This is a genomic window from Comamonas sp. HJ-2 (assembly GCF_053615495.1).
In genome coordinates, this window is sequence record NZ_JBSIFD010000013.1 from 153,572 (window position 1) to 180,218 (window position 26,647).

27 protein-coding genes and 1 pseudogene are annotated in these 26,647 nt (G+C 57.2%); 12 read left to right on the plus strand and 16 right to left on the minus strand.

Translation table 11 applies throughout. The features are described 5' to 3' along the window. Positions 1–207: 207 nt before the first annotated feature. The 3 genes from ACWGXF_RS12700 (at position 208) to ACWGXF_RS12710 (ending at position 5,528) form a co-directional block, all read left to right on the plus strand. Positions 208–1,881, plus strand: a complete 1,674-nt coding sequence (locus tag ACWGXF_RS12700; RefSeq protein WP_370466691.1) for a VRR-NUC domain-containing protein — start codon at positions 208–210, stop codon at positions 1,879–1,881. Then, complete coding sequence (locus ACWGXF_RS12705; RefSeq protein WP_452101985.1) at positions 1,878–4,301, plus strand: ATP-dependent DNA helicase; 2,424 nt, start codon at positions 1,878–1,880, stop codon at positions 4,299–4,301. The genes ACWGXF_RS12700 and ACWGXF_RS12705 overlap by 4 nt, the downstream gene beginning before the upstream one ends. A 99-nt stretch (positions 4,302–4,400) precedes the next feature. Continuing rightward, positions 4,401–5,528: a suppressor of fused domain protein gene (locus ACWGXF_RS12710; RefSeq protein WP_256630427.1), complete on the plus strand. Its 1,128-nt coding sequence runs from the start codon at positions 4,401–4,403 to the stop codon at positions 5,526–5,528. 81 nt (positions 5,529–5,609) lie between these two features. Here the strand turns inward: ACWGXF_RS12710 and tsaA are convergent, their stop codons facing one another. Together tsaA and ACWGXF_RS12720 are read right to left on the minus strand one after the other, a co-directional pair. Next, positions 5,610–6,092: a tRNA (N6-threonylcarbamoyladenosine(37)-N6)-methyltransferase TrmO gene (gene tsaA, locus ACWGXF_RS12715; RefSeq protein WP_256630428.1), complete on the minus strand. Its 483-nt coding sequence runs from the start codon at positions 6,090–6,092 to the stop codon at positions 5,610–5,612. Further along, positions 6,092–6,517, minus strand: coding sequence for a TOBE domain-containing protein (locus ACWGXF_RS12720; RefSeq protein WP_046462490.1), 426 nt, complete (start codon positions 6,515–6,517; stop codon positions 6,092–6,094). Before ACWGXF_RS12720 ends, tsaA begins: the two co-directional genes overlap by 1 nt. A 145-nt stretch (positions 6,518–6,662) precedes the next feature. Between ACWGXF_RS12720 and ACWGXF_RS12725 the strand changes: the two genes are divergently transcribed. Together ACWGXF_RS12725 and ACWGXF_RS12730 are read left to right on the plus strand one after the other, a co-directional pair. Next, entirely contained in the window at positions 6,663–7,196 is a 534-nt protein-coding gene (locus ACWGXF_RS12725; RefSeq protein WP_004340770.1) for a GNAT family N-acetyltransferase, read from the plus strand. 169 nt (positions 7,197–7,365) lie between these two features. Beyond that, complete coding sequence (locus ACWGXF_RS12730) at positions 7,366–7,647, plus strand: YkvA family protein (RefSeq protein WP_012838288.1); 282 nt, start codon at positions 7,366–7,368, stop codon at positions 7,645–7,647. 173 nt (positions 7,648–7,820) lie between these two features. Here the strand turns inward: ACWGXF_RS12730 and ACWGXF_RS12735 are convergent, their stop codons facing one another. Continuing rightward, positions 7,821–8,060 carry a hypothetical protein gene (locus ACWGXF_RS12735; RefSeq protein WP_256630429.1) on the minus strand — a complete coding sequence of 80 codons (240 nt, stop codon included), beginning with the start codon at positions 8,058–8,060 and terminating at the stop codon, positions 7,821–7,823. Positions 8,061–8,078: 18 nt separating this feature from the next. On the opposite strand from ACWGXF_RS12735, the gene ACWGXF_RS12740 reads away from it, so the two are divergent. Beyond that, entirely contained in the window at positions 8,079–8,489 is a 411-nt protein-coding gene (locus ACWGXF_RS12740; RefSeq protein ID WP_039051055.1) for a hypothetical protein, read from the plus strand. A 168-nt stretch (positions 8,490–8,657) separates the two neighbouring features. Here ACWGXF_RS12740 and ACWGXF_RS12745 read toward each other — a convergent pair whose 3' ends face one another. Both ACWGXF_RS12745 and ACWGXF_RS12750 read right to left on the minus strand, forming a co-directional pair. Beyond that, a complete protein-coding gene (locus ACWGXF_RS12745; protein WP_256630431.1) occupies positions 8,658–10,289 on the minus strand; it encodes an ATP-binding cassette domain-containing protein in 1,632 nt (543 codons plus the stop codon). 169 nt (positions 10,290–10,458) lie between these two features. Continuing rightward, entirely contained in the window at positions 10,459–11,376 is a 918-nt protein-coding gene (locus ACWGXF_RS12750; protein ID WP_177340800.1) for a LysR family transcriptional regulator, read from the minus strand. A gap of 438 nt (positions 11,377–11,814) precedes the next feature. On the opposite strand from ACWGXF_RS12750, the gene ACWGXF_RS12755 reads away from it, so the two are divergent. Further along, entirely contained in the window at positions 11,815–12,237 is a 423-nt protein-coding gene (locus tag ACWGXF_RS12755) for a VOC family protein (protein ID WP_256630432.1), read from the plus strand. Positions 12,238–12,352: 115 nt separating this feature from the next. Beyond that, a complete protein-coding gene (locus tag ACWGXF_RS12760) occupies positions 12,353–13,081 on the plus strand; it encodes a DUF2625 domain-containing protein (RefSeq protein WP_452101986.1) in 729 nt (242 codons plus the stop codon). A 487-nt stretch (positions 13,082–13,568) separates the two neighbouring features. On the opposite strand, the gene ACWGXF_RS12765 is transcribed toward ACWGXF_RS12760, so the two are convergent. Then, a complete protein-coding gene (locus tag ACWGXF_RS12765) occupies positions 13,569–13,817 on the minus strand; it encodes a helix-turn-helix domain-containing protein (protein ID WP_452101987.1) in 249 nt (82 codons plus the stop codon). A 301-nt stretch (positions 13,818–14,118) separates the two neighbouring features. On the opposite strand from ACWGXF_RS12765, the gene ACWGXF_RS12770 reads away from it, so the two are divergent. Both ACWGXF_RS12770 and ACWGXF_RS12775 read left to right on the plus strand, forming a co-directional pair. Then, positions 14,119–14,544 (plus strand): hypothetical protein, encoded by a 426-nt coding sequence (locus tag ACWGXF_RS12770; RefSeq protein WP_452101988.1) that lies wholly within the window; start codon positions 14,119–14,121, stop codon positions 14,542–14,544. Between the two features lie 61 nt (positions 14,545–14,605). Next, the gene (locus ACWGXF_RS12775) at positions 14,606–14,941 is read left to right on the plus strand and encodes a hypothetical protein (RefSeq protein ID WP_452101989.1); all 336 of its coding nucleotides are present in this window, start codon (positions 14,606–14,608) and stop codon (positions 14,939–14,941) included. A 7-nt stretch (positions 14,942–14,948) separates the two neighbouring features. On the opposite strand, the gene ACWGXF_RS12780 is transcribed toward ACWGXF_RS12775, so the two are convergent. Further along, positions 14,949–15,425, minus strand: a complete 477-nt coding sequence (locus ACWGXF_RS12780) for a hypothetical protein (RefSeq protein ID WP_452101990.1) — start codon at positions 15,423–15,425, stop codon at positions 14,949–14,951. 423 nt (positions 15,426–15,848) lie between these two features. Between ACWGXF_RS12780 and ACWGXF_RS12785 the strand changes: the two genes are divergently transcribed. Continuing rightward, positions 15,849–16,391 carry an HAD domain-containing protein gene (locus ACWGXF_RS12785; RefSeq protein WP_452101991.1) on the plus strand — a complete coding sequence of 181 codons (543 nt, stop codon included), beginning with the start codon at positions 15,849–15,851 and terminating at the stop codon, positions 16,389–16,391. 212 nt (positions 16,392–16,603) lie between these two features. Next, positions 16,604–17,074 (plus strand): hypothetical protein, encoded by a 471-nt coding sequence (locus ACWGXF_RS12790; RefSeq protein ID WP_452101992.1) that lies wholly within the window; start codon positions 16,604–16,606, stop codon positions 17,072–17,074. Between the two features lie 127 nt (positions 17,075–17,201). Here ACWGXF_RS12790 and ACWGXF_RS12795 read toward each other — a convergent pair. From ACWGXF_RS12795 to ACWGXF_RS12835, 9 genes and pseudogenes are all read right to left on the minus strand, one after another. Then, positions 17,202–17,329 (minus strand): annotated as a pseudogene (locus ACWGXF_RS12795) (IS3 family transposase); the annotation flags it as partial. 177 nt (positions 17,330–17,506) lie between these two features. Next, positions 17,507–18,298 carry a MipA/OmpV family protein gene (locus ACWGXF_RS12800; RefSeq protein WP_452101993.1) on the minus strand — a complete coding sequence of 264 codons (792 nt, stop codon included), beginning with the start codon at positions 18,296–18,298 and terminating at the stop codon, positions 17,507–17,509. Between the two features lie 568 nt (positions 18,299–18,866). Continuing rightward, positions 18,867–19,769, minus strand: coding sequence for a TIGR01777 family oxidoreductase (locus ACWGXF_RS12805; protein WP_452101994.1), 903 nt, complete (start codon positions 19,767–19,769; stop codon positions 18,867–18,869). Between the two features lie 33 nt (positions 19,770–19,802). After that, complete coding sequence (locus ACWGXF_RS12810) at positions 19,803–20,501, minus strand: SDR family NAD(P)-dependent oxidoreductase (RefSeq protein WP_452101995.1); 699 nt, start codon at positions 20,499–20,501, stop codon at positions 19,803–19,805. Between the two features lie 23 nt (positions 20,502–20,524). After that, positions 20,525–22,084, minus strand: a complete 1,560-nt coding sequence (locus tag ACWGXF_RS12815; protein WP_452101996.1) for a cryptochrome/photolyase family protein — start codon at positions 22,082–22,084, stop codon at positions 20,525–20,527. Beyond that, complete coding sequence (locus ACWGXF_RS12820; RefSeq protein WP_452101997.1) at positions 22,081–23,376, minus strand: DASH family cryptochrome; 1,296 nt, start codon at positions 23,374–23,376, stop codon at positions 22,081–22,083. The genes ACWGXF_RS12815 and ACWGXF_RS12820 overlap by 4 nt, the downstream gene beginning before the upstream one ends. Further along, positions 23,373–23,534 carry a DUF2256 domain-containing protein gene (locus tag ACWGXF_RS12825; RefSeq protein WP_080553913.1) on the minus strand — a complete coding sequence of 54 codons (162 nt, stop codon included), beginning with the start codon at positions 23,532–23,534 and terminating at the stop codon, positions 23,373–23,375. Before ACWGXF_RS12825 ends, ACWGXF_RS12820 begins: the two co-directional genes overlap by 4 nt. Positions 23,535–23,552: 18 nt before the next feature. Further along, on the minus strand, positions 23,553–24,617 hold the full coding sequence (locus ACWGXF_RS12830; protein WP_452101998.1) for an NAD(P)/FAD-dependent oxidoreductase: 1,065 nt from the start codon (positions 24,615–24,617) through the stop codon (positions 23,553–23,555). A gap of 73 nt (positions 24,618–24,690) precedes the next feature. Further along, positions 24,691–25,146, minus strand: a complete 456-nt coding sequence (locus tag ACWGXF_RS12835) for a lipocalin family protein (protein ID WP_452101999.1) — start codon at positions 25,144–25,146, stop codon at positions 24,691–24,693. Positions 25,147–26,647 lie beyond the last annotated feature (1,501 nt).

Below are 26,647 nucleotides of genomic sequence, written 5' to 3' on the forward strand. Positions count from 1 at the left end.
GCTCCTTGTTGAATGAAGCATTGATTGTGTGCCACTGTCACCGGGCATTCAAGTCGCAAGCGTTTCGTCCGCCGATCGGCAGTACTGGGTTCGGAGGAGCCTGCAGGGATTTGTGAGCTGTATGAAAATACAGGTTCATTGTCGGCATCCAGCCGTCTTTTCGCCGAGCATTTTGTGAGCGTCACCGTGACCGCATCCCAGGCCGCCATTCTTCCGCCGCACCGCTTCTACTATCTGCACAACTTCCAGCAGGCGCTGGATTGGCTGGCGCAGCGCTATGGAGATCTGCTCAGCGAGCAGGAGGCTGATTTCATCGCCGGCTTTGCGCGCTTGCCGCAGAACTCCAGGGCGCTGCTGGTACGAATGCTGATGCGGCGCGGGCCCTGGTTTCGAGCCAGCAAGCTGGCCTATGAGGAGATTCCGGTGACGGTCGATGCTGCAGCGCCCTTGCTGGAGCGTGGCTGGCTTAGTACCACCGAGCCCATGGAGGCGGTCGAGCTATTCGGCTTGCACACCAAACCCGAGCTGCTGCAGATCTTGACTGGCTTTGAGTTGTGCTCCTCCATGCGCAAGGCCGAGATGCTGCAACTGCTGGCTGAGAGGCAACCCGAGCCTCTGCCGTATGCTGTCTGGCATCCCGAGGCCGTGGAACCTGTCTGGCGCGTCATGGTGGGTGAGCTGGGAGAGCGTCTGAGGCTGATGTTCTTTGGCAATCTCTACCAGGACTGGTCGGAGTTCGTGCTGGCCGACCTCGGTATTTTTCGCTACGAGCCGGTGACGCTGGATGTTGACTCGCGCGCATTTCAACGCCGCGAAGATCTGGACTTCTATCTGGAGATATCGGCCCGGCGTCGGGATCTCGACGAAGGCGTGGAGCCGGCACAATTGCTGCCTGCGCTTATTGAAAATCATAGCGAGAACCCATGGCTGGACATGCGCCGGGCCAAGGTTCTGCTGAAGCTTGGCCAGATGTGCGAGAGGCTGCAGGACTGGCCGCTGGCGGCTCAGGCCTACACGGCCAGCCGCTATGCGGGTGCACGCCACCGCCATATTCGCGTGCTGGAGCGCATGCAATGCTTTGATCAGGCGCTGGCTCTTGCCAGCCAGGCGCAAGCCGCGCCTGAAAGTGAGGAGGAGCGCCAGCGTGTGGCGCGCATGCTGCCGCGTCTGAGCCGCAGCCTGGGACTGGGGGCCGTGGGGCGCCAGCCAGCTCTGGCCCCGGCCGTGGCGGCCCTGCGCAGCGATGTGCTGCTGGACCGACCCGCCCAGCCCATGGCGGTGGAGTACGCGCTGCAAGCCCATTGGCATAGCGTCGATGCGCCTGTGTTCTATGTGGAGAACGCGTTGGTTAACTCGCTATTCGGTCTGCTGTGCTGGCCCGCCATCTTTGCGCCGCTGCCGGGGGCGTTTTTTCATCCCTTCCAGAGTGGGCCGGCCGATCTGGGAGCACCGGATTTTGTGCTGCGCCGCCAGCCGCTGTTTGATGCCTGTCTGGCCGAGCTGGAGGACGGTCGCTACCGGGCCACGATTCGCCAGCGTTTTGCCGACAAGCAAGGGGTTCAGTCACCATTTGTGTTCTGGGGCTCATTGACGCAAGAGCTGCTGGAGCTGGCGCTGGATTGCATGCCTGCCGCCCATCTGCAGACTCTGTTCGCGCGGATGTTGCTGGACCTGAAGGCCAACCGCACCGGCTTTCCCGATCTGGTGCGCTTCTGGCCTCTGCGGTCCGATGCCGGTTCACGCTACGAGCTGGTGGAAGTCAAGGCGCCGGGTGACAAGCTGCAGGACAACCAGATTCGCTGGCTGGCCTATTGCAAGGAGCAGGGCATTCCCGTGCGCGTCTGTCATGTGCAGTGGCGCGACGAAGGTGGCACGTCATGAAGCCTGCGCTTAGCGTGGCAGTACGCGCGCTGTGCGAGTTCACGGCGCGCGGCGGCGATCTGGATCTGCGCTTCACGCCCGCGCCCAGTGCGCTGGAGGGCATGGAAGGCCATGCCGTGGTGCAGAAACGGCGTGAAAAAGTGGGCGGCTACGAGACGGAGCTGGCGCTCCGCGGCCGGTTCCAAGAGCTGCAGGTTCGTGGCCGAGCCGATGGCTTTGATGCCGTCAAGCAGCAACTCGAAGAGATCAAGACCTACCGGGGCCAGCTTGACGGCGTACGCCCCCATCATCGGGCCTTGCATTGGGCCCAGGCAAGGGTCTACGGTCATTTGCTGTGTCAGGAGCGCGGTCTTGAGCGGATCAAGCTGGCGCTGGTCTATTTCCAGATCGGCAGCGCAGAGGAGACCGTGCTAGTGGAGGAATATTCTGCCACCGAACTGCAAGCCTTTTTCGAATCGCAATGTGCCCACTATCTCGTCTGGGCACGCAGCGAGGCCGCCCACCGTCAGGCGCGCGATGCGGCCATGGCGCAGCTGCAGTTTCCCATGCCTGCCTTCAGAGCCGGGCAGCGGGAGCTGGCCGTGGCCGTCTACCGCACGGCCCATGCCAGCGAAGGAGGTCGTTGTCTGATGGTCCAGGCCCCGACCGGTATCGGCAAGACTTTGGCCACGATTTTCCCCCTGCTCAAGAGCATGGGAGCCGCCATGGGCAAGGGGGCCACGGATTCAGCAGGGCTGGACAAGCTGTTCTTTCTCACAGCCAAGGGGACTGGACATGGGCTGGCACTGCACGCACTGTGGCAGCTGCAGCAAGCTTTGTCGGCATCGGCATCGGCATCGGCATCGGCATCGGCATCGGCATCGGTTGCGCCACTGCGTGTCCTGGATATGCAGGCGCGCGACAAGACCTGCGAGCATCCAGACAAGGCCTGCCATGGAGAGTCCTGTCCGTTGGCGCGCGGTTTCTTTGACCGACTGCCTGCGGCCAGGCAGCAGGCGCTGCAACTGCCGCTATGGGATGCGCCAGCGTTACGGACTCTGGCCCTGGAACATGGCATCTGCCCCTATTACCTGTCGCAGGAGTTGGTGCGCTGGGCCGATGTCGTGGTGGCCGACTACCACTATTACTACGACAGTGCCGCCATGCTCTATGCGCTGGCCTTGCAACAGGACTGGCGTGTGGGCGTTCTGGTGGACGAGGCGCACAATCTGCTGGAGCGCGCGCGCAGCATGTACACTGCACCGCTGTCCCAGTTTGCTCTGGCGCAGGCCCGTCAGGCCGCGACCGGAGCTGTCAAAAAGGCACTCGATGCACTGCAGCGCCAGTGGCAGACGCTGAACAAGGCCCAGGATCAGGCCAGTTACCAAAGCTACGAGGGCATTCCTGACACACTGCTGGGCACCGTGCAGCGGGCCGTGGGTGCAATAGCGGATCAACTGGCCGAGCAGGAAATAGCCGGGCATGCGACCGCAGGGGGGCCGCCCGCGCTTGCCGACCATGCCTTGCTGGATTTTTACTGGGAACTGCTGCACTTTCAGGCGCTGGCCGATCAGTTCGGGCCGCATGCGCTGTTTGATATTCAACTGGCCACGCCGCAGCAGCAGCGTGCGAGCAGAGTGCGTACGCCGGCATCCACGCTGTGCATTCGCAATGTGGTGCCCGGGCCGCATCTGGCGCCACGCCATGAGGCGGCACAGGCCACGGTGCTGTTTTCGGGCACGCTGAGTCCGCCCGGGTTCTACCGTGACCTGCTGGGACTGCCTGCCGATACTGCCTGGCTGGATGTCCCGTCGCCGTTTGCGGCCCGGCAGCTGCAGGTGCATATCGCAGGCCATATATCGACACGCTGGCGAGATCGCGAGGCATCGCTGATCCCCATGGCCGAGTTGATCGCGCAGCAATATGCGCGTCAGCCCGGCAACTATCTGTGTTTTCTCAGCAGCTTTGATTATCTGCAGCAATTGGCCGCCACCCTGGAGCTGCTGCAGCCGCAACTGCCGCTGTGGCTGCAGCAGCGCGGCATGGACGAGGCCGGGCGTGCCGAATTTCTGGCCCGCTTTGTCGAGGGCGGTCAGGGCCTGGGCCTGGCCGTGCTGGGCGGGGCGTTCTCCGAAGGCGTGGATCTGCCCGGCAGCCGTCTGATCGGTGCTTTTGTTGCCACGCTGGGTCTGCCCCAGTTCAATCCTGTCAACGAAGCCATGCAGCGTGCCATGGATCAGGCCATGGGAGTGGGGCTGGGCTATGACTACACCTATCTTTACCCGGGCTTGCGCAAGGTGGTGCAGGCGGCTGGCCGGGTCATACGTGGCGAGAACGATCGTGGTGTTCTGGTGCTGATGGACGACCGCTTCGCGCGCGCCGAGGTGCGTGCACTGTTGCCTGCCTGGTGGCAGATCGAAGGGGTCGACCGAGGTTTCTGAACGCATGGTTGCCAGAAACGCTCGCTCACATCTCCGTTTGTAATCCCGCTCGAACGGCTTTCGCCTGCCTTGATACTTGGGGCAAAGGAGAAAAAGGCCATGAATTCCCGCGAAACCTACGACTCTCAAACCCACGCGAACGGGCAAGAGGGCAGCCAGGGATGGGATGCAATCGATGGGGCGCTGCAGACGGTTTATGGCGATCAGCAGCCCGCGCATTTCGGGACGCTGATCAAATTTCGTCTTGGAGGAGAAGAGCCGCTGGACGGCGTCAGCGTCTATCGCAGCGAGCAGGGCGTGCCGCACTGGCACTATGTCAGCTATGGCTTCAGCGATTTGTATGGCGATCTCGACGACAGCTACGACATCGCTCCAGGCAAGCCCAGTGGCTATGGTTTCGAGTTGAGCTTCAGGCTGATGCGTGCCGCCAGCGAGCAGGAGGCGCCTAGTTGGCCTGTTAACTTCTTGCAAAATATTGCTCGATATGTATTTCGCACCGGCAATGTGCTGGCCCCCGGCCACTGGATGACGGCCAGCGGCCCTATCAAGGCCGATGCCGACACGCTGCTGACCGAGATGGGCTTTGTGCAGGATCCCGAGCTACCGGCCATTCACACGCCCTATGGTGACCTGATGTTTCTGCAGCTGGTTGGGTTGACCAGTGACGAGTTGCGCGAGGTACGCCGCTGGAATGTGCTGGGAGCGCTGCAGTCTCTGCAGAGTTATATGCCGTTGTGGATCACCGATCTGGCCCGGCCCAGTCTGCATGACTTGCCCGATATGCAGGCCGCCATCGATGCGGGGGCGGCACGAGAAGGCTCCAAGACGGGCGTGCTCTACAACGATGTGCTTGGCTTCAGTCATCGCAAGCGCCTGCTGCGCAGCCCGCAGACCGTGATACGTCTGGGAAGCCTGGGCGTGCGCGACCTCAAGGCCATGCTGCCGGCCCGCCTGCCCCATGGCCGCCCGCTGATTCTGGCAGGCGATGGTTCCACGCTGGAGCTGGTGCCTGCCGGCGACAGTGAAGGCGGGATGCTGGACTGGCATAGCGACCACGAGCTCAAGCTCAGCCTGACCCAGGCTCAGATGCAGGCCTGGAAACAGGCCGTCAAGGGGCGCGACGGCGAGTACACCGTGCCCGGACTCGATGGTCTGGTCTGGCAGGTCAAGAGCAGTGTGGTGACGGATAGCCAGGGGCGCGTGACCGGCAGGTACGAAGAGCGTTAAGTACCATGCCACACATCAAGTAGCTGCATGCGCGTTGGAGATAGACGCATCAGCTGTTCCAGCTCGGAAAACAAATAGCTCTCAACGCATGCGCTCATCGGAGAGCCTGCCCGGCAACTGATCCAGCCCTCTGGCAAACCAGCCTATGCGTTCTGTCTCGCGCACATCCAGCTGCGGCACATAGGGCTTGATGTCGAGCACGGGCGTGCCATCCAGCATGTCGTTACCGCGGAAATGCAGCCAGCATCCGTCCATGCCAAGCAGTTCGACAATGGACAGACCGATGCGGTTGGGTCTTGCCGGTGCCCTTGTGGCAAAAACGCCATGGCTGCTGGTGTCCATAAAGGGCACGACTTCCAGCTTTTCCGTAGCTTCATGCAAGTGCGTGAGCAGGATCAGGTATTGAAACTCCTGCACATCACGCAAACCCGCGGCAAAAGGCGAAAAAACCTCGATCTTTCCCTCATGCTGCTGGGCAGCCACGGTCTGTATGGGCATGCCCACGGCATGCTTGAACGGGCTGTGTACGCGGCCTATGGGCTGCAGAACAATGGAGTCGTTCATCAGGGCAGCACCGCCAGCACGACCTGAGAAGCCTTGAACAAGGCCGTAGCCGTCTTGCCCACGGCAAGGCCCAGGTTTTCGGTGCTTTCCTGGGTGACCATGGCCACCACCTGCAGGCCCTGGGCGTCTATGGTCACTTCGGTATTCACTGCTCCGGACTTGATTCGGGTGATCTTGCCGTTGAGCTGGTTGCGCGCCGAGAAGCGCACGCCTTCGCAATTCGTCACCACCATCACGGACGGCGCCTTGACCATGGCGATCACCGTACTGCCGGCCTTCAGGCCCAGGCTGACGGCACTGCCATGCGTGATGGTCGCCACCAGCTCCGCATTGTGCTCGGTACGGATCTGGACTTCATCGGTGACGATGCCGTGGCTGATATGGGAGACACTGCCCTTGAACTGATTGCGTGCGCTGCTTTGCATGAGGGTTTCCTGAAAATACCGGCGGGACGGAAGCTGAATCTATTCTTATAGCACCCGCGCCTGTGCAGTTAAACGCTGCGCAGGCCACGACTGCTTGGACCTTGCCCATAATACCGACTCTGATTTGGGTGCCTGAGGCCAAGAAATGAGTGATCTGAACATCGTGCAATGCACGCACGAACGCCACGCCGCTGCGATTCTGGACATTTTCAACGATGCCATCGTCAATTCCACGGCGCTCTACGACTACCAGCCGCGCACGACACAAAACATGGTCAGCTGGTTCGAGGCCAAACGTGCAGGCGGCTTCCCCGTCATCGGCATCGAGGATGCGCAAGGCCGGTTGCTGGGCTTTTGCAGCTGGGGAGGTTTTCGCGCCTACCCCGCCTATAAGTACACGGTCGAGCATTCGGTCTATGTCCATCCACAGCACCGGGGCCGAGGTTTGGGGCAGCAATTGATGGAACTGCTGATTGCCGAGGCCAGGCAGCGTGGAGATGTGCATGTGCTCGTCGGTGCCATTGACGCCGCCAACGCGGGCAGCATTGCACTGCACAAGCGGTTGGGTTTCGAGTCCGTGGGACTGATGCCCCAGGTGGGCTTCAAGTTCGGCCGCTGGCTGGATCTGGCCTTCTACCAGCTCACGCTGCAGACGCCGGAACACCCGATCGACGGTTGATTTGCTGTCAAATCAGGAGCATCAATCTTTTTCGATAAAAGGATTGATGCTTTTGGGTTTCGGCTCTTGGATACATTCTGTGGCAGACCGGCAATGTCTCGCTCTTGCCATCGTCCAGTTCGACCGCAACTGAAGATTCAGTTTTTTCACTTTTGCCGGAGTGACTGCTATGTGGAAACTGGGTCGTGCGCTGTCACGCTTTCGCAAAGAGCTGCTGCTCGCCTGGGCCGTGCTGCGCGACCCGCGTTCGCCCAGGGCGGCCAAGCTGGTCACCGTGCTGGCGGCGCTCTATATCGTCAGCCCCATAGATTTCGTACCCGACAGCATTCCCATTCTGGGCTGGCTGGACGATGGCCTGATCGGCTTTTTGCTGCTACAACTGGCTTTCAGATTTCTGCCGGCGGAGCTTCTGGCGTCACTGCGCGAACGCGTGGGCGCCAAGGTCGGCTAAGTCGCAATCACTACAACCATAGCGACCAGCGCTGATGCATCAGCGCTGGTCGCTTTTTTTACAAGTCCGCCAGACCTTGGATACCCAGAAATTGAAACGGTGCCGAGGGCTTGAGTTCTGCCGTGGCATTGCCCGAAGAGGCATGGCTCTGGCCTGCGCCTAGCTCAAGTTTCTTAATCTTGTCGGTTTTCGGGTTGAAGTCCAATGCCTTGAGATTCGCCCAGAGGGCATGGGGCGTGGACCGATTCGAAAAAACACAGCTTGCGCTGATGATCTGACACCGTGCTCCAGGAGGGCGCGATATTGGGCTTCTCGCTCGTGCCGGCGTCGTAGGGCACGAAGACATTGCGGATCACACGGAAATGACTGCTTTGATTCTCCAACACGATTTCAGTCGTGGCGATGGCAAGCAACTGGCATACTGAACTCTCATGATCGCAAAGCCCTTGTTCTCCTTTCTGCTGCTGGCGCTGACAGGTCTGGCGGGCTGCAACTCTGGCGAAACCCAAGCACCTCTGAGCAAACAGGCGCAGGCCACGCGTGATGCAGCGCCGGAGCAGGTCTTCAAGGGCGTGCTGGCAGGCCAGCCGGTGCTCCTGTTGGTCCACGATTGCGAGGTCTTTCTTGTGGAGCCTCTGGAAAAGGGCGAAGTCCGCTGGGAAAAGGTGCTGGCGCCCGAGCCATACCCGTTCTTCACCTCCTGCCAGCGTCAATCCATCCGCTATGAGGAAGGCGTGCTGCGGGTCACACTGGGGCGCATGGCTTTTGGTGCGGGCGGTTGCTGTGCCACGGGTGGTGACTATCGCTCCACGGACGGAAGAAGCTGGAAAAAGACCTCCTGAACCCCTGAGGTCGAAATCAGGGGGCAAGTAGATGAATGGTTCGGGAGCTTGGAGGTGTCTTCAACATTGCCGAACCGCGGGCAAAATGCACGGCGTTGCACAACCGAGATTCAACCGAGGGCTGGACCTGCCAGCCGGTAATGACGGTGACAGGGCCGGTTGCAGTGATCAGAGCGTTGTCAATGTCCATGTTTCAGCGGCAAAGCTCAGCTGGTGCGTCAACTTCAGCGCACGGAGCAGCATGGTGTCGTGCGAAACGATAATCAGCGTGCCCGCGTATTGGCACAACATGCTCTCTAGCGCCTGCATGGATGGCAGATCCAGGTGGTTGTCGGGTTCGTCCAGCAGCAGCAATTGCGCCGGCTCGTCACGGTAAAGCGCGCAGGCCATGGCGGCCTTGAGGCGTTCACCACCGCTGAGTTGCCCGCTAGGCTGATCGATATGGCGAGCATCCAGCCCGACCTGTGCCAGCCGCATACGTTGCAGCGACTCGGGTGTACGCGGACTGGCGGCCAGTAACTGGCTCAGCACCGGTGATTCGGCGTGCAACAGACTCTGGTGCTGGTCCAGCATTGCAAACGGTGCTTTCAGGCAGCACTCGCCCGTCAGCGGTTGCAACTGCCCGGCCAGCAGTTGCAACAGCATGGACTTGCCGCAGCCATTGGGGCCGCTGACGGCCATGCGCTGACCGGCACGCAGCACCAGGTTCAGAGGAGGGTGCGGCCCAACATGGGGCAGTTGCACATCACGCAGCTCGGCAATGATGCGGTCTCCCTGGCTTCTCGGCTCTTGAGGCGCATGCCAGTGGATGCTGTCGGCCTGCCAGTCCACCTGGCGCTGCAGTGCCTCGGCGGCCTCGCGCACGCTTTGGTTCAGGGCTTCGCGCGTTGAGGCCTGCTGGGTGGTCAGCTTGCCGCCCGAACTCTGGGCGCGTTCCTTGTTTGCGTCAAGCAGAATCTTGGCCTGATTGCCGTTCTTTCCCAGCTTTTCACCACGTGCCTGCCTGCGACTCTGGCGTTCGTGCTGCGTGCGCAAGGCCTGCTCGGCGCGGCTGCGTGCCAGCTTGAGGCGGGCCAGCTCGTCTTGTGCATTCTGGTTTTTCTGGCGCTGGACTTCTCTGTAGAAAGAGTAGTTTCCGCCGTAGATGTTGATTGCGCTGGGGGTCAGTTCCGCAACTGAGTCCATGACCTCCAGCAAGACTCTGTCATGGCTGATCAGCAGCAGGCCGCTGCGCCATTGCTGCAGTTGCTGCGCCAGGGCAGAGCGGCTGGCAGCGTCCAGATGATTGCTGGGCTCGTCCAGAATCAGAAAGTCGGCCAGGGACAGCTGTGCACCCAGTAGCGCCACGCGCATGGCCTGGCCGCCACTGAGCTGGCTGGCAGGTGTTTGCGGTGCCAGCGGAGGCAGGCCGATCCGCTCGAGCTGCATCCGAAACTGCTGACGTATGTCCCAGCGCTCGGCTAGCAGTTCGTAGTCGCTGGCTTCGCAGCTGCCTTGCTCAATACGCTCCAGTGCCAGCAGCGTGTCGCTCAGGCCTGCCAGTGCAGCGATGCTCAGATCTGGACGGGATGCCAGAGGGTTTTGCGGCAGATAGTGAATGCGGCCCGCACACGTCACGCCGCCGCAGCCGGGAGGCAGCTCGCCAGCCAGGATGCGGGCCAGTACGGTTTTGCCCACGCCATTGCGGCCCACCAGTGCCGTGCGCTGTGAGCTGAAGCTGCAGCAAAGTTTGGAAAAGAGCGGCCGCCCATTGGGCAGCGTGTAGGAGACGCCATGCAGCGTCAGGCGAGCTTCTGTCATAGAACCATGCGATGGGTTGATGCCTAACATCCCCAGGCCGCACATGTGGGTGGCAGCAATTGGGAGGAGGGGAGGTGGCCGTCAATCAGACGGCGGCATCAATGGCGCATGGGTGAAGAGCCTCGTTGGAAGGTTGAAGGGATCGATTTTAGGCAGTGCGGCGCTGAGGTCAAGCAAGGCGTGGCGTGGATGCCGCTGCCTGATTGCCAAACTTCGCCAGCACTGCCAGCACGCTGGCGACCGCAGGGTTCAGCGTTGGCAATTGGCGATGGGCGATGGCCATGGGGCGCATCAAGGTGGGTGACAGATGCCGTATCTGCACGCTGCTCTGTTGTTGCTGCTCTTCCATGGCCTCCAGCGGTAGCAGGGCTGCAGCCTGACCGGCTGCAGCCAGGCTTTTGAGCGCCTCGGTATAGGTCAACGCAATGAACGGGCGAGGACTCAGTCCTGCCTGGCCGAACCAGCCAGCAATCAATCCGTGCATCTGTGTGGCGGAAGCAAAGCAGGCCCAGGGGCGACTTGCCAGCCATTCAGGGCTGACCCTCTCGGGGACCTCCCAGGCGGCAGGTAATAGTGCCACCATGGGATCGTTACGCCAGGGCGTGAGCATGATCTCGGCCGTCTCCGCCTGCGGGCTGGCGACCAGGCCGATATCGAGCGTTCCGGCCTTGAGGCGCTGCATGGAGTCGGCTGAGCCCACAGCCTCCAGCTTGATGTCAATGCTCGGGCTGTGACGACTGAGGGCGCCGAGCATCAGCGGAAACAGCCGGATATTGACCCCGGCCGATACGCCTACCTTGACCAGGCCGGCGCGGCCGCTGGCGTGACGCTGCACCTGATCGATCAGGTCGTCGCCGGCCTCGAGCAGCTTGCGTCCTTTCTGCACCAGCACCTGGCCGGCCGATGTCAGCTCCGCCTGGCGCCTGCCGCGCAGCAACAGCGTGGCGTTCATGCGTGCCTCCAACTCCTTGATGTGCAGGCTGACCGTGGGTGGTGCCAGATGCAGCGCCTGGGCTGCTGCGGCAAAGGTACCGAGATCGGCGATGGCAATCAGCGTCTGCAGCTGATCGAGATTCAGGTTACGCATGGACTTTAAGTCAGATTTTCTGAACTGAATGGTCAGATCATTCAACTTTACAGATGTTTGGCGGCCCAAGACCATTGACCGACCATGAAAAATCATCGAATTGAAGACCCTGATACGGGCTATGACGTATTGGATGACAGGACTGCAACTGGGCCCAAGCACGGGCTTGAAGCAGCAAGATCCGGGGAGGCCCGCGCACAGCGCTGGCTGGCACAAGTCCGGAATTTGCTGGAGCGTGCCGAGGCGCGAGTAGGGGCGGGCTTCAGGGTACCGCCCAATGGAGGGTGAGGAGGAAGCGACATTCTCGGAGATCGGTTGCTCCTGGCTGCTGTGCGGCATGCTTCTCAGAAGATCTCGGCTTCTGCATATCGGCTGCTTTTAGCACCAGGCCAGCGCTATATTTTGTGGACCGCTGTTTTGCAGAGTCCTTGAGAGCTTATGTTGCTGAAGCAAATTGAATCCGTCGTGCTGTTTGTCCAAGATATTGATGCCACTGCTATCTGGTATGCCGAATTGTTTCAGGCCGAGGTGCAATACGAGAATCATCACTACGCTTTTATCAGGACGCCGGGATGCCTGATTGGTTTCCATCCGCAGGACAGCAAGTGTCCGGGTGGAGTCGGGGGGGCGACAGTCTATTGGGAGGTGGCTGATCTGCAGGAGGCGATACGGGAACTTGAACAAAGAGGGGCAGTTTTGTACCGAGGTCCTATTGTCACAAGCCTTGGTGCAGCTGCGGCAATGCTGCTTGACCCCTTTGGTTGCACCATAGGGCTGAATCAGTCACATCCTCACTCGGAGCAAGCGCTCCAGTCACTGCCAAGCGTCAGCCAGCAGCCGAAGCCGATGCCTGGCGAATGAGCCATCAAGTCAATGTCGAGCCATGCACCGATTTGAAGCCTTTCACGAGGCTTCTGGATACCAAGATCAAATGTCAGAATTCCGATGTTGTTGACTTTTGCATCAAAGGAGATCGATGCGTGCACTGGCAGAACTTTTGGAGCGCGACGAGCCGGCCTTGTCGCTGATACAAGCCTGGGCGCAGGATGCGAGCATTCCTGTCGAATGTTTTCCTCCGTCGGCTCAGAGAGACTCGGTGTTGCTTGCTTTGCAGGTCACGACACGCTCGCCTCTGGGGGCCATGGCTCATGGAACCGGTGGAATTCTCATCGACGGGGGCTGGCTCAGAATGCTGGGCTCGGGGCATCCCAGGCTCACACGCGATCTCGCGGCGTGGAATCGCGCGCGCAGCAGCGGATTTTTGCTGATTGCCGACGATGCCGTGGGTGGATTCTTTGCCATCAATGGCGGGGCCCTGGGCGAGGATCTGGGGGCTGTCCATTACCTGGCTCCGGACACCTGGGCCTGGGAATCGCTGGAGATGGGGCATACGGCTTTTGTGCAATGGGCTTTCACAGGTGGGCTGCGCGACTTCTACCGTGATTTGCGTTGGGAAGGCTGGGAAGCCGAGGTGGCCGGCATGGGCAATGATGCTTGCATGAGCTTCTATCCTTTTCTCTTCACGGAGCAGGGCTCCATACATTCGAGTGCACGCAAGCCGGTACCGGCAAGCGGTCAATCAAGGAAAGTGTATTGTCAAACTATAGGCAGTCAGCTTGTGCGTCGCAGTACAAAAAATTTGTATTGTCACATAGTGCTCCAGTCAAAAGTGGATGCGTGTGCTGTTGCAAAAATCGCTACTTGATACAGCGGCGCAACGATCAATGAATCACTCAAATAGCGGTTCGTGTCAGTCGGTGTTAGAGCTCGATGGACAGGAAGGTTGCTCTACGTGCGCAGTCAACCTGAGCGTTATGACTGTTTGGTCTGCCTTTCAAGCGCTGGACCTATGCGTTTGCGCCCAATCTAAAAAGCGGTCGATCAAATCCACCCTTGGAAGGCAGTGGCTCGACCACTAAGTTGATGCATTGCCTGTGAGTATCGGTAGTGAGTAGGTGGATCTCGCAGCTCTGAAACGGCATTCTAGGATGCACCTCTATGGACTGATTCAGTTCGCTTACTACTTCCTAAGAGTACAAGCTAAGTCACTCGACTTTACGGGCATCGCTAGTCAAGGCGCTGAGGTGGCTGCATGAGACTTCTGCTAACAAGCCTCCATGAATTCTGGAGCGATTCAGTGCTTTCAAACGATGCTCTATCGCTAGCCATTCTTTTGTTGGCTGCAAAAAGTCCTATTCGGATTCATCAAGTAGGTCACGAACCGGCACGTTCAGAGCTGCTGCCAGTGCTTCCAATGTTTCAAGGGTGACGTTACGTTGTTTGCGTTCAATGTGGCTGACTACCGTCCTGCTTAAGCCTGCTAGGTAGCTGAGATCCTCTTGGGACATCGTTCTCTCGGCTCGCAGACGCACAAGATTCTTAGCGAGTAGCTCCTTGGTAGAGACTGTCGTTTTCTGTTTTGGAAGCTTCGGAACATACATGTCTACATGTTCTTGTAACACTTCTTTCCCGTCGACTTCTTATGTGGCTACTTCATATATGACACTGACATATATGGCACAATTTGAATTGTAGAGAACAGCATCCGTGTTCTCCTGTTGGTTCGATAGCACTGGTACATGGTGTGCCATCTCAATGACGACGATGAAGAAGCAAGTCCACTGAGCAGATAGCGGATTGTTTAGAGAGGTTGAGGTCACGTTGCCAGTGGCAGTGCGGCGCTTCTCACTCGGCTTCTCCGAAAGCTTTCACCTACCTTTGAGTTCATAGAGAAATACAACGATGTCAACGACAGCAGAGTCTCCGGCCGGTCTAACCTACACAGAGGTTCTACTCAAGATGCAGGCTAAAGATTGGCTTCAGCAGCCTCTTGCAAGTTTCACTCCAGAGGAGCTTGCTGCACTCGCGCAAAGCCTTCCAAATTTGCAAGGGTTCGACAGCGCCTCATTGCTGAGAGGTGACTTTGGTCTAAATGCCCTTGCTCCGGTAGCAATGGTTTTCTCCCTCTTATGGAGACACCCATCCCTAGCAAGCTTTCGTCCATCATCGCCGGAATTGGTTGAGGAGCGGCATATCGATGAAGGGCTTAAGTTTTTCCATTCATATGTGGAAGCGGAAATCGTGGCTCGTCATCTAGAGGGTCCCAATCACACAGGGTATGCAACTCTTATTGAGAATTTCGAAAAGCTTCTTGCAAATGACGCTTAATCTGAGACTAGCTGCAATGTGCAATGAAATAAGAAACTTCACTTAAATAGAGGCCTAAAGCATGAATAAAGCACCTTCAGATTTTCCGAGGCAGCATAGCTTCAGTGCTCTCTCTGGTGCACAGCCAAAATTAAGTGTTGTCAAAGTGGGCGGTCGTTACTATCTTGACCAGCCTGATGAGGATGAGATTTATCAACGTTATGACGTTTGTGCAGACCTGGTAAATCAGCTTATTACCTACTGCGAAAAGAAAAAGGAGCCATCACATTCTTGGGAGGCGCTTCTGAAAGCTGTTGCACAATCGTTGTCCCAAAAGCCTTGGGGGCTTACTGCGGACGAAAATGCTTGGATTATGAATAAGTTAAAGGACCACTTCGCCAGTGGCTCATTTAGCTAGATATTAACTATCGCGATCGATTTCGGCGCATATCTTCTTTCCTTAAAATCGATAGGTTAGATGATTTTTCTTGTTTGAGTGTGTCCGCATCCACTTGAAATTCATAGATATCATGCAGCGCTTGAACAACAGCTGTTGAGCCTGAGTAGCCTCCCTTGCAATGCACGGCAACGCTAAAAATTTCTGCTGGAAGTGATTCCACGAAATCACATATCTGTCCGGCGTGCTGTTGATTGAATGCTGAATCAAGTTTGTATTTTTCACGTATAGAAAGATCCGATTTCAGAAAATCAACATCTGCGAAACTGAGCCTTAGCAGTGTGGGGAATGATGCAAGATTTGCCGGTCCGCGTTCAGCAGCTGTGATGGAAATTACACCAATGCTCGGCAATGGAGGAATTTGCTCAGCAGACCTGCGTGACATCACCAGTGCTTGTCGTTTAGCGATAGGTGGCTTATACAATTCATTAACGATCTTTTTCAAATTTTTTCCATACGAATAACCATGAATTCTGCTGCAACCTACTTATGAAATTTATGTATTTTAAGAAATCTACCATAGATAATGGCAGAAAATCAAGGTAGGATCAGCCTCAGTGTAATTGAGGATGAAATGTGGTCGTAGCGAAACCGCCAAGCTAGAATGGTGAATTTCTCGTGGCACTTGTGAAAATAAGTTGTGATACATCTATTTCACGAAAATTATATTTTCCCGAGAGGCAATGGAATTTTCAGATATTTCGCTGAAAATATTACGAATTCGAGGGATAGGAGCTCAGATGTGCTTCTCGACGGCACTGTTGCAAAAATCAATACAGGGCCAAACTTCCCATGACCCCAGACCGAGCTTTGCCACAGTTAGGTAGTTGATCACTAAAAAACTGCACTTTTCCGAAGAAGATCGGCCATGACAAACATGCAAATAAATGGATCAGAGACCCAAGGCTTGTCTGATTGTGGGCCAGTGCTTTACCTCGATTTTGACGGCGTTCTACATCACCACAATGTGCTTTGGTCAGCATCAAAAGGGCCATACCTAGACGCATCTTCCAGTGACAGGTTATTCGAACATGCTCCTTTGCTGGTCGAGCTCTTGGAACCACATTCTGCAGTGCGCATCGTCCTGTCTACGTCCTGGGCGGTGAAGTATGGCTGTCATGGTGCCGCGCGCCGTCTACCTTTTGAACTGCGCACCAGAGTCATCGGGGCAACCTACCACAGTCAGATGAATCGGGCTGAATTCGAATCAGCTTACCGAGGTATGCAGGTTTGGGCAGACGTGTTTCGTCGCCGTCCATCCGATTGGATGGCGATCGACGATGACTTTCTCCAGTGGCCTGCATGGTGTCGCGACAAGCTTGTTAAATCTCATTCTGAGAGAGGTTTAGCGGATCCAACAGTTGTGGCACAGGTTCGGCTTGGTCTGCAGCGGATCACCTGCGTCGAATGACGCTGAAATCTCAAGCCGCCTTCGGGCTCACAATTGCACATGCCCAAATCGGCTGAGCATCCCTGACTATTCAGCTCTCACTGTGATCTGACCCGGGCCTTCCAAGGGCGGCAGATCTAGTGATCCACAAGGGCTAGCGTCGAAGCAGGAAAGTGCTCTTGACGATGGCAGCGGAGGGAACGCCCACCATTCAAGCTACAAGGAGATGAAAAGTGGGTCAATCCTTGAGGGAAGTTATAGATCTTCTGTACAAACCAGCACCTGGCGCTCGTCAGGCAATTGCGGTTTCAAGACGGGTGGCGGAACAACTTCCGCCGCTTAGCACTGTGGCGATGATTTCGATCACTGCTCCAGAGCGAGCTCCTGCAGAAGTACATAGATTTAGCCAACTTTTGCGGCTGAGCTTTGCCGACGTCGATTTTTTGAATACGGAGATTTCTGCACGAGCGAAGGCAAAAATCAAGGACGGTTTTACGCCCCAGCAGGCGAAAGAAATTCATGCATTTGTGCGGGCTCTAGGGCCGGAGATCAGAAGCGTGATCGTGCATTGTGAAGGCGGCTATTCGCGATCATGTGGCGTTGTCCTAGCTCTGCACAACATCTATGGCTTTGCTGTGAACCTCAACAATCTCAATCTAGCCAATCGGTCTGTTGTGACGACTATGGAGGTTAGTAAGCGTTGATCGACGCTGTAGTTGCCTGGCATTGGGAGCATGGTGGCTTCTAGAAGGGGCTTAGAGGAGGCTTAACAGGGTCCAGTTCAACTGCTTCGACTATGACTAGGCTGGTGCTGGTTTAGTCGACACCAGCCTAAGCTTCTCGAGCTTCCTCGAACTCTATCGGACTAATGTGCCCAGGAGTTGGTTGCTACGCGTCGGGTTGTAGAGCCGCTCGATGTAGTCGAACACATCTGATCTCGCTTGCTTACGTGAGCGGTAGCCCATTCCTGCACTTGGTGCAACCAATTAAGCAAGCGCAGCGTTGACATAGAAATCAAGCCAGCACTTTCATAACGCCAGTAGATCCTGAGAGCATTCTATGCTGCGAGGTTTTTTGGATAGGAATAGAGGGCAGGGAATCGTTTAAGACGGTTGTTGGCTTGAACCGCTAACCAGTTAGAAGTTGTAGCCCAAGGCGATTACTGAGGACAGGCTTCCCTTTTGACGCACGATGGGGCTGTTGCGTGCGTCGCCAATCAACTCCGAATACACCAGTGAGCCGACCAAGCTCCACTTGGGATTCATTCGATAGATGACGGAGGTGCCAAGCCGTACATCTCTCAGTCCGGATCCTGGAGCAAACTCTGCATAACCGCTATTTATTGCCTGCTCTTTACTGATACCGAAGTAGTTTTGAGCATAACGACTGTTACTCCATGTTGTAGCGACCGTAGCTGAGAACTGTAGAGATGGACTGATGCGAGTGTTCCAGCCGGCTCCCAGGTCCAGGAGCAGACCATTTCGGTTGTTTCCACTGCCAAAGCGCACTGCTGAATTGAGCGTCAAGTTTCTTGTGAGATTGGCGTTGAAGAATGCACCAATTTCTGGGCGAGGATCAATGTCGCCCAGTCCCCGCAGTGCTGCGCTGCGCCGCTCTTTGCGTCCGAAGTCCGCTGTAATACGCGCTCCGTAAGACATCTCTGAACTGCGTGAAGCGTTGTAGCCAACGCCGCTCATGACTCCGGCAAAAAAGCCGTTACTCCACTGGTACTCAATGCTTGGCAGGACGCGGATTCTGGATTCGTCGGATCCCTGGTATCTATGGCCTGCAATTACTGCTAGGCCGGCGACACCACCTTCTGCGGCATTGGGTGGCATGGTCCGACGGTAGAAATCCGACTGGGCATGCACTGTTGCACTAGCTGCCACTAGTGCTGTCATCGTCACTGCTGATGCGAGGGGGTTCATGGTCAATAGCCTTTTTGTTGGGGGGCGATCTTGCACGGGTTAAGGACCTCACGCGTTCACGTTAGGACCGATTAGGGGGAATCCGACAAGCTACGGACTACTGCAACTGGCAGTCGAACCAGGCCTAGACTCAGTTCCTGAGCATTCTTACAAACTGATAAGACTGATCAGTTCAAATTATGACTGATTAGTATTTGTAATCATATCTTGTTGTTTTCCACGTGATTGAATAACCTCTGAGGCCTTCGGCAATTGCTGCCCTTGATGGCTTTGCGCGTTCTTGAAATGCTTCCTCGCTGCAAAAGTTGCCTCCGGTTACCTTCATGGCCATACCAATCCAGCATTGAGCTCTAACAAGCTTTGCTTTGGTACCGATAGAGCCCTTTTGTTGGATCTATCCGGGCTACGGTGGCGTAACGTGTTCTCAGGGAGATGGCCGGCAAGGACTACGTCAACCGAGAGCCCCATGATTTGGCTCTCATGAGGACACCTCGGCCTCTCTAGGCTCAGCGCTCCGCTGTATGGTGTAGCTCATCCCGACTGATGAGCAATCAGGGGGGCAGCCAGCTCAGCGCTCGCGAAGAAGCTGCTTCAGGGCGCCAGAAAGCTCAGGGTACCGCCAAGAAAATCCAGCATCCTGGGCGCGCTGCGGAACCAGGCGTTGACCTTCCAGCAACAGAACGGACATTTCCCCCAGTGCCAGTCGCAACGCCCAGGTCGGAATGTGAAATACGGCCGGTTTGCCTAACTCCCGGGCGAGCATCTGTGTGAAGTCAACATTGCGAACGACCCCAGGTGCACAGGCGTTGTAGGGTCCGCTGCAGCTCTCGTTGTTCAAAAGGTAGTCGATGAGAGCGACTTGGTCCTCGATATGTATCCATGGCATCCACTGTTTCCCGCTGCCCAGCCTACCTCCAAGCCCTCGTTGGAATGTTGGCAGCAGCCGTGCCAGCACTCCACCAGCTGGCGTTAACACGGGGGCAGTGCGTAGTACTACAACCCTTGCTCCCAGTTGGCGCGCGCGTATAGCCTCCTGCTCCCAGGCTACGCATAGACGGCTTCCGAAATCGATGTTGCCCGGAGAACTGTCCTCTGATAACCACTGTTCCTCGCCGTCACCGTACCAGCCGACAGCAGACCCCGAGATCAGCACTGGCGGTATCGAAACTTGCTTTCCCATCCAGTCCACCAAGGTTCGTGTCAGGTCAATTCGGCTGTTCCACAAAAGCTCGCAGCGCTCTGCAGACCAACGGTGAGTTGCAATGGGCGCTCCTGCTAAGTTGACGACAGCACCGAATGGAGCACTACCATCGAGTGAATCAAGATGCGCTATACCGTTGCATCCCAGGCACAATTTCTCCACCTGCTGAGGAGTTCGGCTCCACACCCAAAGGTCATGACCTTGGCTCCGCCAGAGCCGACAGAGGGCCTGTCCAATGAGTCCGGTGCCTCCGGTCAAAAGGATGCGCATGGGGTTCTCCTTTTTAGGAAATGACCAAAAGACTCACCAGGGCAGGCGTTGTCCATCGTATGCCCAGAAGCCGCCGCTTTCGTGCGGCTGCAGGCCGTCTAATACCGCCAACAAATCCCGCGCAGCATCGGTGGGACGGCGGCCGATCTGAGCGCCGCGAAACGGAGCCGACAAAGCAGAGTCAACTGTGCCGGGATGCAGGGCTGCCAGGACCGCTTTTGGATGGGTGCGAGCCATTTCAATAGAAGCCGTCTTGAGCAGCATGTTCAGTGCTGCCTTCGAGGCTCGGTAGCTATACCAGCCACCCAGACGGTTGTCGCCGACACTGCCTACCTTGGCCGACAGAACCGCAAGCACGCTGGGCTCGTTCTTTGGAAGTAACTGTGAGAAGTGTGCCAAGGCCAAAGCGGGGCCGATGGTGTTGATGGTAAAACTGGCTGCCATGTGTGCGGCGTTCAGGTCAGCCAGTCGCTTTTCGGGAGCGCCGGTTGGGCCGCTGAGCATTCCCGTGGCAACCACAATCAGGTTCCAGGGACCTTGCTGACGCAGCGAGTCGGCGGCAACTGCGATGGAGTCCAAGGCTCCGAAGTCGACGGGGGGACTGCTGCTTCGGCTCAGAGCGGCGACTGCGGCGCAGCGTGGATCTGCCTCCAACTGCGCGGCAATGGCTGCGCCTATAGCGCCGGATGCCCCAAGAATGAGAGCACGGTAACCAGTCGGCAGAGATTGCATGGTAGGCCTCGGTGATGTCGTTGCTACAGGTGGTCGAGCTGTTCGCGCAGTTGCTGAGCATGTGCGCGCAACGCTAATTGCTGCTCAGGCGGGAATTTCTGCCACTGTCGGTACACCAGTGCCAACCGGTGGTTGCTGCCAAGAACATCGACGTGACGCGCAAAAAAGTCCCAGTAAAGAGCGTTGAAAGGGCAGGCACTCGGGCCGGTCTTCTGCTTGGGGTTGTACGCGCAACCCTGGCAATAGTCGCCCATGCGCTGGAGATAGGCCGCGCTACTGACATAGGGTTTGGTGGCAATCAGGCCACCATCGGCGCGCTGACTCATACCCAGGGTGTTGGGCAGCTCTACCCACTCAAAAGCGTCAATGTAGATGCCCAGGTACCAGCGGTGCAGCTCCAACGGATCCAGCCCCGCCAGCAAGGAAAAGTTACCTATAACCATCAGCCGTTGAATATGGTGGGCATGTGCTGTTTGCAGCGACTGCTTGATGGACTGCTGCAAACAGCGCATATGGGTGTCCCCAGTCCAGAACCAGCGCGGAAGCGACAAGTGGTGGTCCAGCGCATTGCGACTTTCGTAGCCTGGCATATGTGCCCAATAGATGCCGCGGATGTACTCACGCCAGCCGAGGATCTGACGCACAAAGCCTTCCACAGCAGCTAGCGGCGCGTGGCCTGAGCGCCAGGCTGCTTCGGCACACTGCAGCACCTCCAGAGGGTGCAGCATCTTCACGTTCAACGCGAACGAAAGCAAAGAGTGGAATAAGCGCGGCGCTTGGCTGGACAAGGCGTCTTCATAGTCTCCAAAGTGCGGCAGTGCATGGGTGACAAACGCCTCTAAACAGCGCACTGCCTCTTGCCGGTTCAATGGCCAACGCAGTGCGTTCGCCTGCGCGTCACCGAAGCTTTGAACATTGCTGCGCTGCACGATTTCCCAAAGAGTGCTGTGGTCGTGGAGGGGACGCCAGTCCTCAGGCTCGGGAGGGGTTCCTGGCCAGGGTTTCCGGTTGTCGTGGTCAAAGTTCCACTGTCCGCCAACGGGCTGTTCATGTTCGTCCAGCAGGAGTCGGTAACGGCGGCGCATGGTGCGGTAGAAATGCTCCATCAACCATTGGCGGCGCCCACGCATCTGGGTAGCCAGGTCATCGCGTGCCGTCAGGAAGTGTTCGCTGCCTACTGCAGTGCAGGTCAACTGCTGGCTGCTAGCCCAAGCCAGCAGTTGAGCGTCCAGCCGCCACTCGTCGGGCTGCTGCCATTGCACCGTGTGGGCTCCGTAGTGCGCAGCAAGCGCAGCCAGGTTGCCGGGTATGGACTGGCGGTTACTGGCATCGTCGATCGACACATAACGAACCCGGTGACCGTCGGCACGCAGCTGGCGCGCAAAGTCGCGCATGGCAGCAAAAATGGCCAGAATTTTCTGTGCATGGTGCAGCACGTAGTCGGTCTCCTGCCGCACCTCCATCAGCACATACACCACCTGCAGATCCACCTTCCGAAACCAACTGTGCTCCGGATTGAGCTGATCACCCAGTACCAGACGCAGGGTATGTGCGCTGTGGGTGGCGGGCGTACTATCGCTCATGCTTTACCCCAGAGACGCTCGTAGGCTCCATCAGCGTCGTAGGTGGCGGCTTGTTTGACAGGATCAAAGCGACGCCCTCCTTGCGGATCTGTACCCCGACCGGCAATGTAAAGCCAGTTGCCCTGGTTGCTATAGACGTCGTAGTCCAGCAACTGTGACTCAAACCAGGCAGCGCCGGCGCGCCAGTCACAGCCCAGGTCATGGATCAGATAGCTGGCCGCCACTTGGCGCAAACGGTTGCTGAGGTAGCCCGTGGCAGTCAACTCGCGCATTGCTGCATCCACTAGCGTCTGGCCGGTTTGCCCTGAGCACCAGGCTGCAAAGTTCTGATCATCATGTGGCGTGGCAAGCTCCTGACCCAGGCCCGGTGCACGGTAGAGCGCGCGACCATGCTGCATATGCAGAAAGCGAAAATAGTCGCGCCATAGCAGCTCGAACCAGAGCCAGTAGCTGCTTTCGGTCGCGCCGCGCGTAGCTTCAAATTGTCGAAGTTCAGCGTAGGCTTGCCGTGGCGACAACGCGCCTGTAGCTAGCCAGAGCGACCATTTGCTTGAGTAGTCCAATCCCACCAGACCGTTACGCGTACGCTTGTAACTGTGGGGAAGACCGCGTGCGAGGTACTGCCGCAGGTGGGCAAGGGCCGCAGACTCGCCGCCTTGCAGTGAGGCGATGGCGCTTCGGGCATCAAGCGAATTAGAGACATCGGCAAATGCATCCAGAGCTAGTACCTGCTCTTGACGGTACTTGCTGGGTATATTCGGCGGAACTCTGGGCAGAGCCTCCAGTACTGGCAGAGGCGGGTATGGTTTTAGCTTGGCGTGCTCAACAGCCTGGCGAAACGGTGTGAATACGTCTGGCAACTGGCGCACAGGCCAAGGCAATTGGTCCGGATGCAGCAGGCTGCTGTGCCACACGGTGTGAACCTGCAAGCCTGAAGCACGCAGAGCTTCAACCTCGGCCTGCTCATCGGGCGCGGCGATGTCTTCACAGACAATGATGTCGGCCCCTAAGGCCTGTGCCAGCGCAGGCAGGGCCGTGGCGGCTGGCGCATTCAAAATCAATAGCTGAGAGCGCAGTTCGTGAAAACTCTGGGCCAGATTCTGTATCGTCTTGGCCAGCCAGGCGCGACGGTGCGGACCGATGCGGGCAAAGCCCCAATGGGTTCTGGCTTGAATGTCCGGCAGGCACAGCACCGGCAATATGTACTGCGCCCCCATCCTGCACGCGGCGTGAAGCACGGGTTGGTCGTGCAGGCGCAGGTCGTTGCGTAACCAGAGCAGCACCGTGCTCATGTCTGTTCCCCAGACGGAGGTGACTGCTTGCGCTGCCGTCGGCAGCGTTCGGAGCAGTATTTGACCTCGTCCCAAACTTGAGCCCACTTTTTGCGCCAGGCAAATGGGCGCCCGCAGCAAAGGCATGACTTTTCAGGCAGATGCGGTTTGCGGTGCACGGCATGCCTCCTTCTGTCTCAGTCCGCGTGGGCGTGCAGCGCGGCGTGGACATGCCGTGCCAGGATCCTTCCGCTCAGCCAGGCGCCTTCCACGCTGCCGCTGTGCATCCAGTCTCCGCACATTCCTACACCTGCTGCAGCGTCCCACCAGGCGCCAGCATTCAATGGGTTGGCGGTGTCGGCATAGCGCCAGCGATGCGCGGTAGCCTGAACACTGGCGGGATCGGGGCCTCCCAGTTGAGCAAATGCATGCAGCAGTGCGGCCGTGACAGTTGCGGCATCGTCTTCCAAGTGTGCCTCGCTCCAACTGTGTGCGGCATGCAGCAGCCAGGTTTCGGTGCCGACTCGGCTAGGTTTGCTGCTGTCGCGTGCGATCCAACGCAATGGGCTGTGCTCGACAAAGCAGCCGTCTACCGGCAATGGCAACGGTTGATGGCAGCGCACCATGAGTGTCCAACAGGGCAGCATCTTGGCATTGCGTGCAAGGGCAGTGGCTTGTGGTGCAACACTTGCCAGCAGCGGCTCTGCCTGCGGTGCCGGAACGGCAAGCACAACCGCTTCGTAGCGATGTGGCTCGGTGCCATGCTCCTGGCTTTGCAGAATCCAGCCAAACGCCGAACGCGGTTGCAAAGGCACGATGGTGGCTTGCCACTGAAAGCGCACAGATTTCGATATGGCATGCATGTCGCGCACCATATGTGCAGCCGGAGAGGTCATGCGTGGGGTACCGACAAAGCGCTCCAAAAAGCTGTCTTGCAAGGCGAAGTCATGACCATCATGTTTGCCGATGCGGCCCTGCCAAACCCGCGCAGCGCCTGCCTGCTGCCAGTCGGAGACCTGTTTTCTAAACTCTGCATGATGTGCCGTGAAATACTGGGCACCGTGGTCACACTGCCAATCAATGTCTCCATCGCTGCTGCGGCGCGTGCTCATTCGGCCGGAGGGGCCGCGACTCTTGTCAAATACATGGACGCAGTGGCCCGCTTCTACCAACGCCTGGGCGCAGGCTAGTCCAGACATGCCTGCGCCAATGATTGCGATGGCTTTGTTGCTGCTGCTCTCTGGAGGGTTGGGGATGCTCATGGGAATTCAAAGTCTGTAAGTACAAGATCTATCCGCTTGGGCGCAGAGTCGCGGGGAAATGACCTTTCTTAACTCAAGGCTGGTTCGATTGAGGGACCTTAATGACACGGCTCAGGTCTACGCCCAGGGTTTTTGCCTTCTGCAGCAGCAGATTGAACTGTTGCTCGGGAATGGTCTTATTGCGCGACAGAAGCCAGAAGTAATCCATGCTGCTGCCAATTACCAAAGAGGTTCGATAGTCCTCATCAAGGTTCACCACGTTGTAGCCGCCATAGAAAGGGCCGAAGAAAGATACCTTCAGAGCCGCTACATCTGACGACCCCAGGAACCGAGCCTTGCCCTCGGCTTCGCGCCATTTCTGCTTGACTGAGTCAAACCCTCGGTTCAGCACCGCAACGCTTCCGTCATCGTTAAGGCTGTAGCTGGCTGAGACCTGGGTCAAGTCCTTTTCGAAACTGTGATCGATACGTGCCAACTCGTACCACGTCCCCATGTAGCGCTTGGCATCAAAACCGGTTACCGGCTTCACCCCACGAGGTACATCAACGGCGCAACCCGATAGAGCAACGTTGGCCCCCACAAGTACCGTCACAAGCGCTGTTGCGCGCATAAATGAGCTTCTTGAGATATGCATTAAGGTCCTTTGATGGTGCGTGATACAAGGGCGACGTTGTGCCAAATTTCTGTGCTCAAGCAGGTGGTTGATCGCTTTTGAGTGAGGGCAACTTGCAAAAATGCTCCGTCATGCGGGCCTAAAAGCAAGCCATCCCGTCTACTGTCTTCTTAGTCCAAGGAATTCCAACCCAGCTGTTTGTCTAGCAGTCGAGCAGTCGTTGAAGCACCCTTTCGGATGACACACCAAAGAACACTGGGCGAAAGGCCCCGCTGCCTGCCATCCTGAAGACAAGTTGCTGATTGAGCTCGTGGCCCGCTCATCACTCAAAGGCGATCTTGGTGAGCAAGTGATTTGCATTCGGCGTTTGGTGTTTAGTTCTGTGCGCTTGTCAGCAGGGGCACACCGCATCAAAAAAGTCAAACGAGACATGAACACTCCCTTGGACGTTGGATACGCTTCGATGAAAACCAAAAAGTTCAAAGTGTGAACTCGTTAGTTCAAACTATAAACTGAAGACGGCAGCTTTGTAGTTCTAGTCACTAAAAATTTGTGCCCGAAGCAAACTAACCGTATGCGAGCTCAATCCCAGATTCAGAAGCAATGCCGCGTGTTTTTGAACTTCACGCAGAAGGAGGAGTAACGCAAACTCCCTCTGATTTCTGAGCGCCAGACCTGCTCGAGTGGTCACGCCAAATGGCTCAGACTTCAGTGAAAAAAAGCCACCCCGAGGGGTGGCTCAAAGTGGCCTCACTCACACACTAGTAGCGCTCATCCATAGACATCAGTTAGGGAGAATGCTTTCACAAATGCCAGAGGATGTCTTGATTTTCTATTGATTGATTCAAATTAATACCAATTAACTATCAAATGGTGTCGTACACATACCTTGCCTAGGACAAAAACCAGCGTAGGTGGCTTGACGAGACGACAACTACATCTAAATAGTTGTTCACACAAAGGTTTGATGCGTTGAAGTATGTATGTTCATCCATTCATGTGGGTATCAGCTCAGGAAGGCTTTGCGTGGTTCAGTAGTTGCCTTTGTTGGCTTGGCCTGAAGGGCAGAAATTACCCGCGCCTCAAGGAACATCGACCACAACAGCTCCACCAGGGGTGTAGACGGCACATCAGCCCAACAGAGTGCCGACCAACAGAGTTACTCGGAAGCACTGCGAACCAAAACGCGGCTGTACAATTGGCGTATGTCGCGTGCAATCCAGAGACTTTCTCTGCGGAGTGCGTTGTTGCTGGTCATCATGGCTGCTCAACTGCTGATTCCGCTGCTGCACGGCCACTTCGGGACTCCGAATCAATCTGGCCTGCATGTGCACACGACGCCTTCCAGAATTGCTGATTCTCATTTCCATCTGTTCACTGGACACGACTCTCTCAGTGACCACGATGTCCATCAAGC

Bases quoted from the DNA above. Each gene is read 5' to 3' on its own strand.
- ACWGXF_RS12760 (WP_452101986.1), top strand. From the start codon at position 12,353: ATGCGTGCACTGGCAGAACTTTTGGAGCGCGACGAGCCGGCCTTGTCG.
- ACWGXF_RS12730 (WP_012838288.1), top strand. From the start codon at position 7,366: ATGTGGAAACTGGGTCGTGCGCTGTCACGCTTTCGCAAAGAGCTGCTG.
- ACWGXF_RS12830 (WP_452101998.1), bottom strand. From the start codon at position 24,617: ATGAGCATCCCCAACCCTCCAGAGAGCAGCAGCAACAAAGCCATCGCA.
- ACWGXF_RS12705 (WP_452101985.1), top strand. From the start codon at position 1,878: ATGAAGCCTGCGCTTAGCGTGGCAGTACGCGCGCTGTGCGAGTTCACG.
- ACWGXF_RS12755 (WP_256630432.1), top strand. From the start codon at position 11,815: ATGTTGCTGAAGCAAATTGAATCCGTCGTGCTGTTTGTCCAAGATATT.
- ACWGXF_RS12800 (WP_452101993.1), bottom strand. From the start codon at position 18,298: ATGAACCCCCTCGCATCAGCAGTGACGATGACAGCACTAGTGGCAGCT.
- ACWGXF_RS12820 (WP_452101997.1), bottom strand. From the start codon at position 23,376: ATGAGCACGGTGCTGCTCTGGTTACGCAACGACCTGCGCCTGCACGAC.
- ACWGXF_RS12725 (WP_004340770.1), top strand. From the start codon at position 6,663: ATGAGTGATCTGAACATCGTGCAATGCACGCACGAACGCCACGCCGCT.
- ACWGXF_RS12740 (WP_039051055.1), top strand. From the start codon at position 8,079: ATGATCGCAAAGCCCTTGTTCTCCTTTCTGCTGCTGGCGCTGACAGGT.
- ACWGXF_RS12770 (WP_452101988.1), top strand. From the start codon at position 14,119: ATGTCAACGACAGCAGAGTCTCCGGCCGGTCTAACCTACACAGAGGTT.
- ACWGXF_RS12785 (WP_452101991.1), top strand. From the start codon at position 15,849: ATGACAAACATGCAAATAAATGGATCAGAGACCCAAGGCTTGTCTGAT.
- tsaA (WP_256630428.1), bottom strand. From the start codon at position 6,092: ATGAACGACTCCATTGTTCTGCAGCCCATAGGCCGCGTACACAGCCCG.
- ACWGXF_RS12810 (WP_452101995.1), bottom strand. From the start codon at position 20,501: ATGCAATCTCTGCCGACTGGTTACCGTGCTCTCATTCTTGGGGCATCC.
- ACWGXF_RS12710 (WP_256630427.1), top strand. From the start codon at position 4,401: ATGAATTCCCGCGAAACCTACGACTCTCAAACCCACGCGAACGGGCAA.
- ACWGXF_RS12750 (WP_177340800.1), bottom strand. From the start codon at position 11,376: ATGCGTAACCTGAATCTCGATCAGCTGCAGACGCTGATTGCCATCGCC.
- ACWGXF_RS12720 (WP_046462490.1), bottom strand. From the start codon at position 6,517: ATGCAAAGCAGCGCACGCAATCAGTTCAAGGGCAGTGTCTCCCATATC.
- ACWGXF_RS12775 (WP_452101989.1), top strand. From the start codon at position 14,606: ATGAATAAAGCACCTTCAGATTTTCCGAGGCAGCATAGCTTCAGTGCT.
- ACWGXF_RS12745 (WP_256630431.1), bottom strand. From the start codon at position 10,289: ATGACAGAAGCTCGCCTGACGCTGCATGGCGTCTCCTACACGCTGCCC.
- ACWGXF_RS12805 (WP_452101994.1), bottom strand. From the start codon at position 19,769: ATGCGCATCCTTTTGACCGGAGGCACCGGACTCATTGGACAGGCCCTC.
- ACWGXF_RS12765 (WP_452101987.1), bottom strand. From the start codon at position 13,817: ATGTATGTTCCGAAGCTTCCAAAACAGAAAACGACAGTCTCTACCAAG.
- ACWGXF_RS12815 (WP_452101996.1), bottom strand. From the start codon at position 22,084: ATGAGCGATAGTACGCCCGCCACCCACAGCGCACATACCCTGCGTCTG.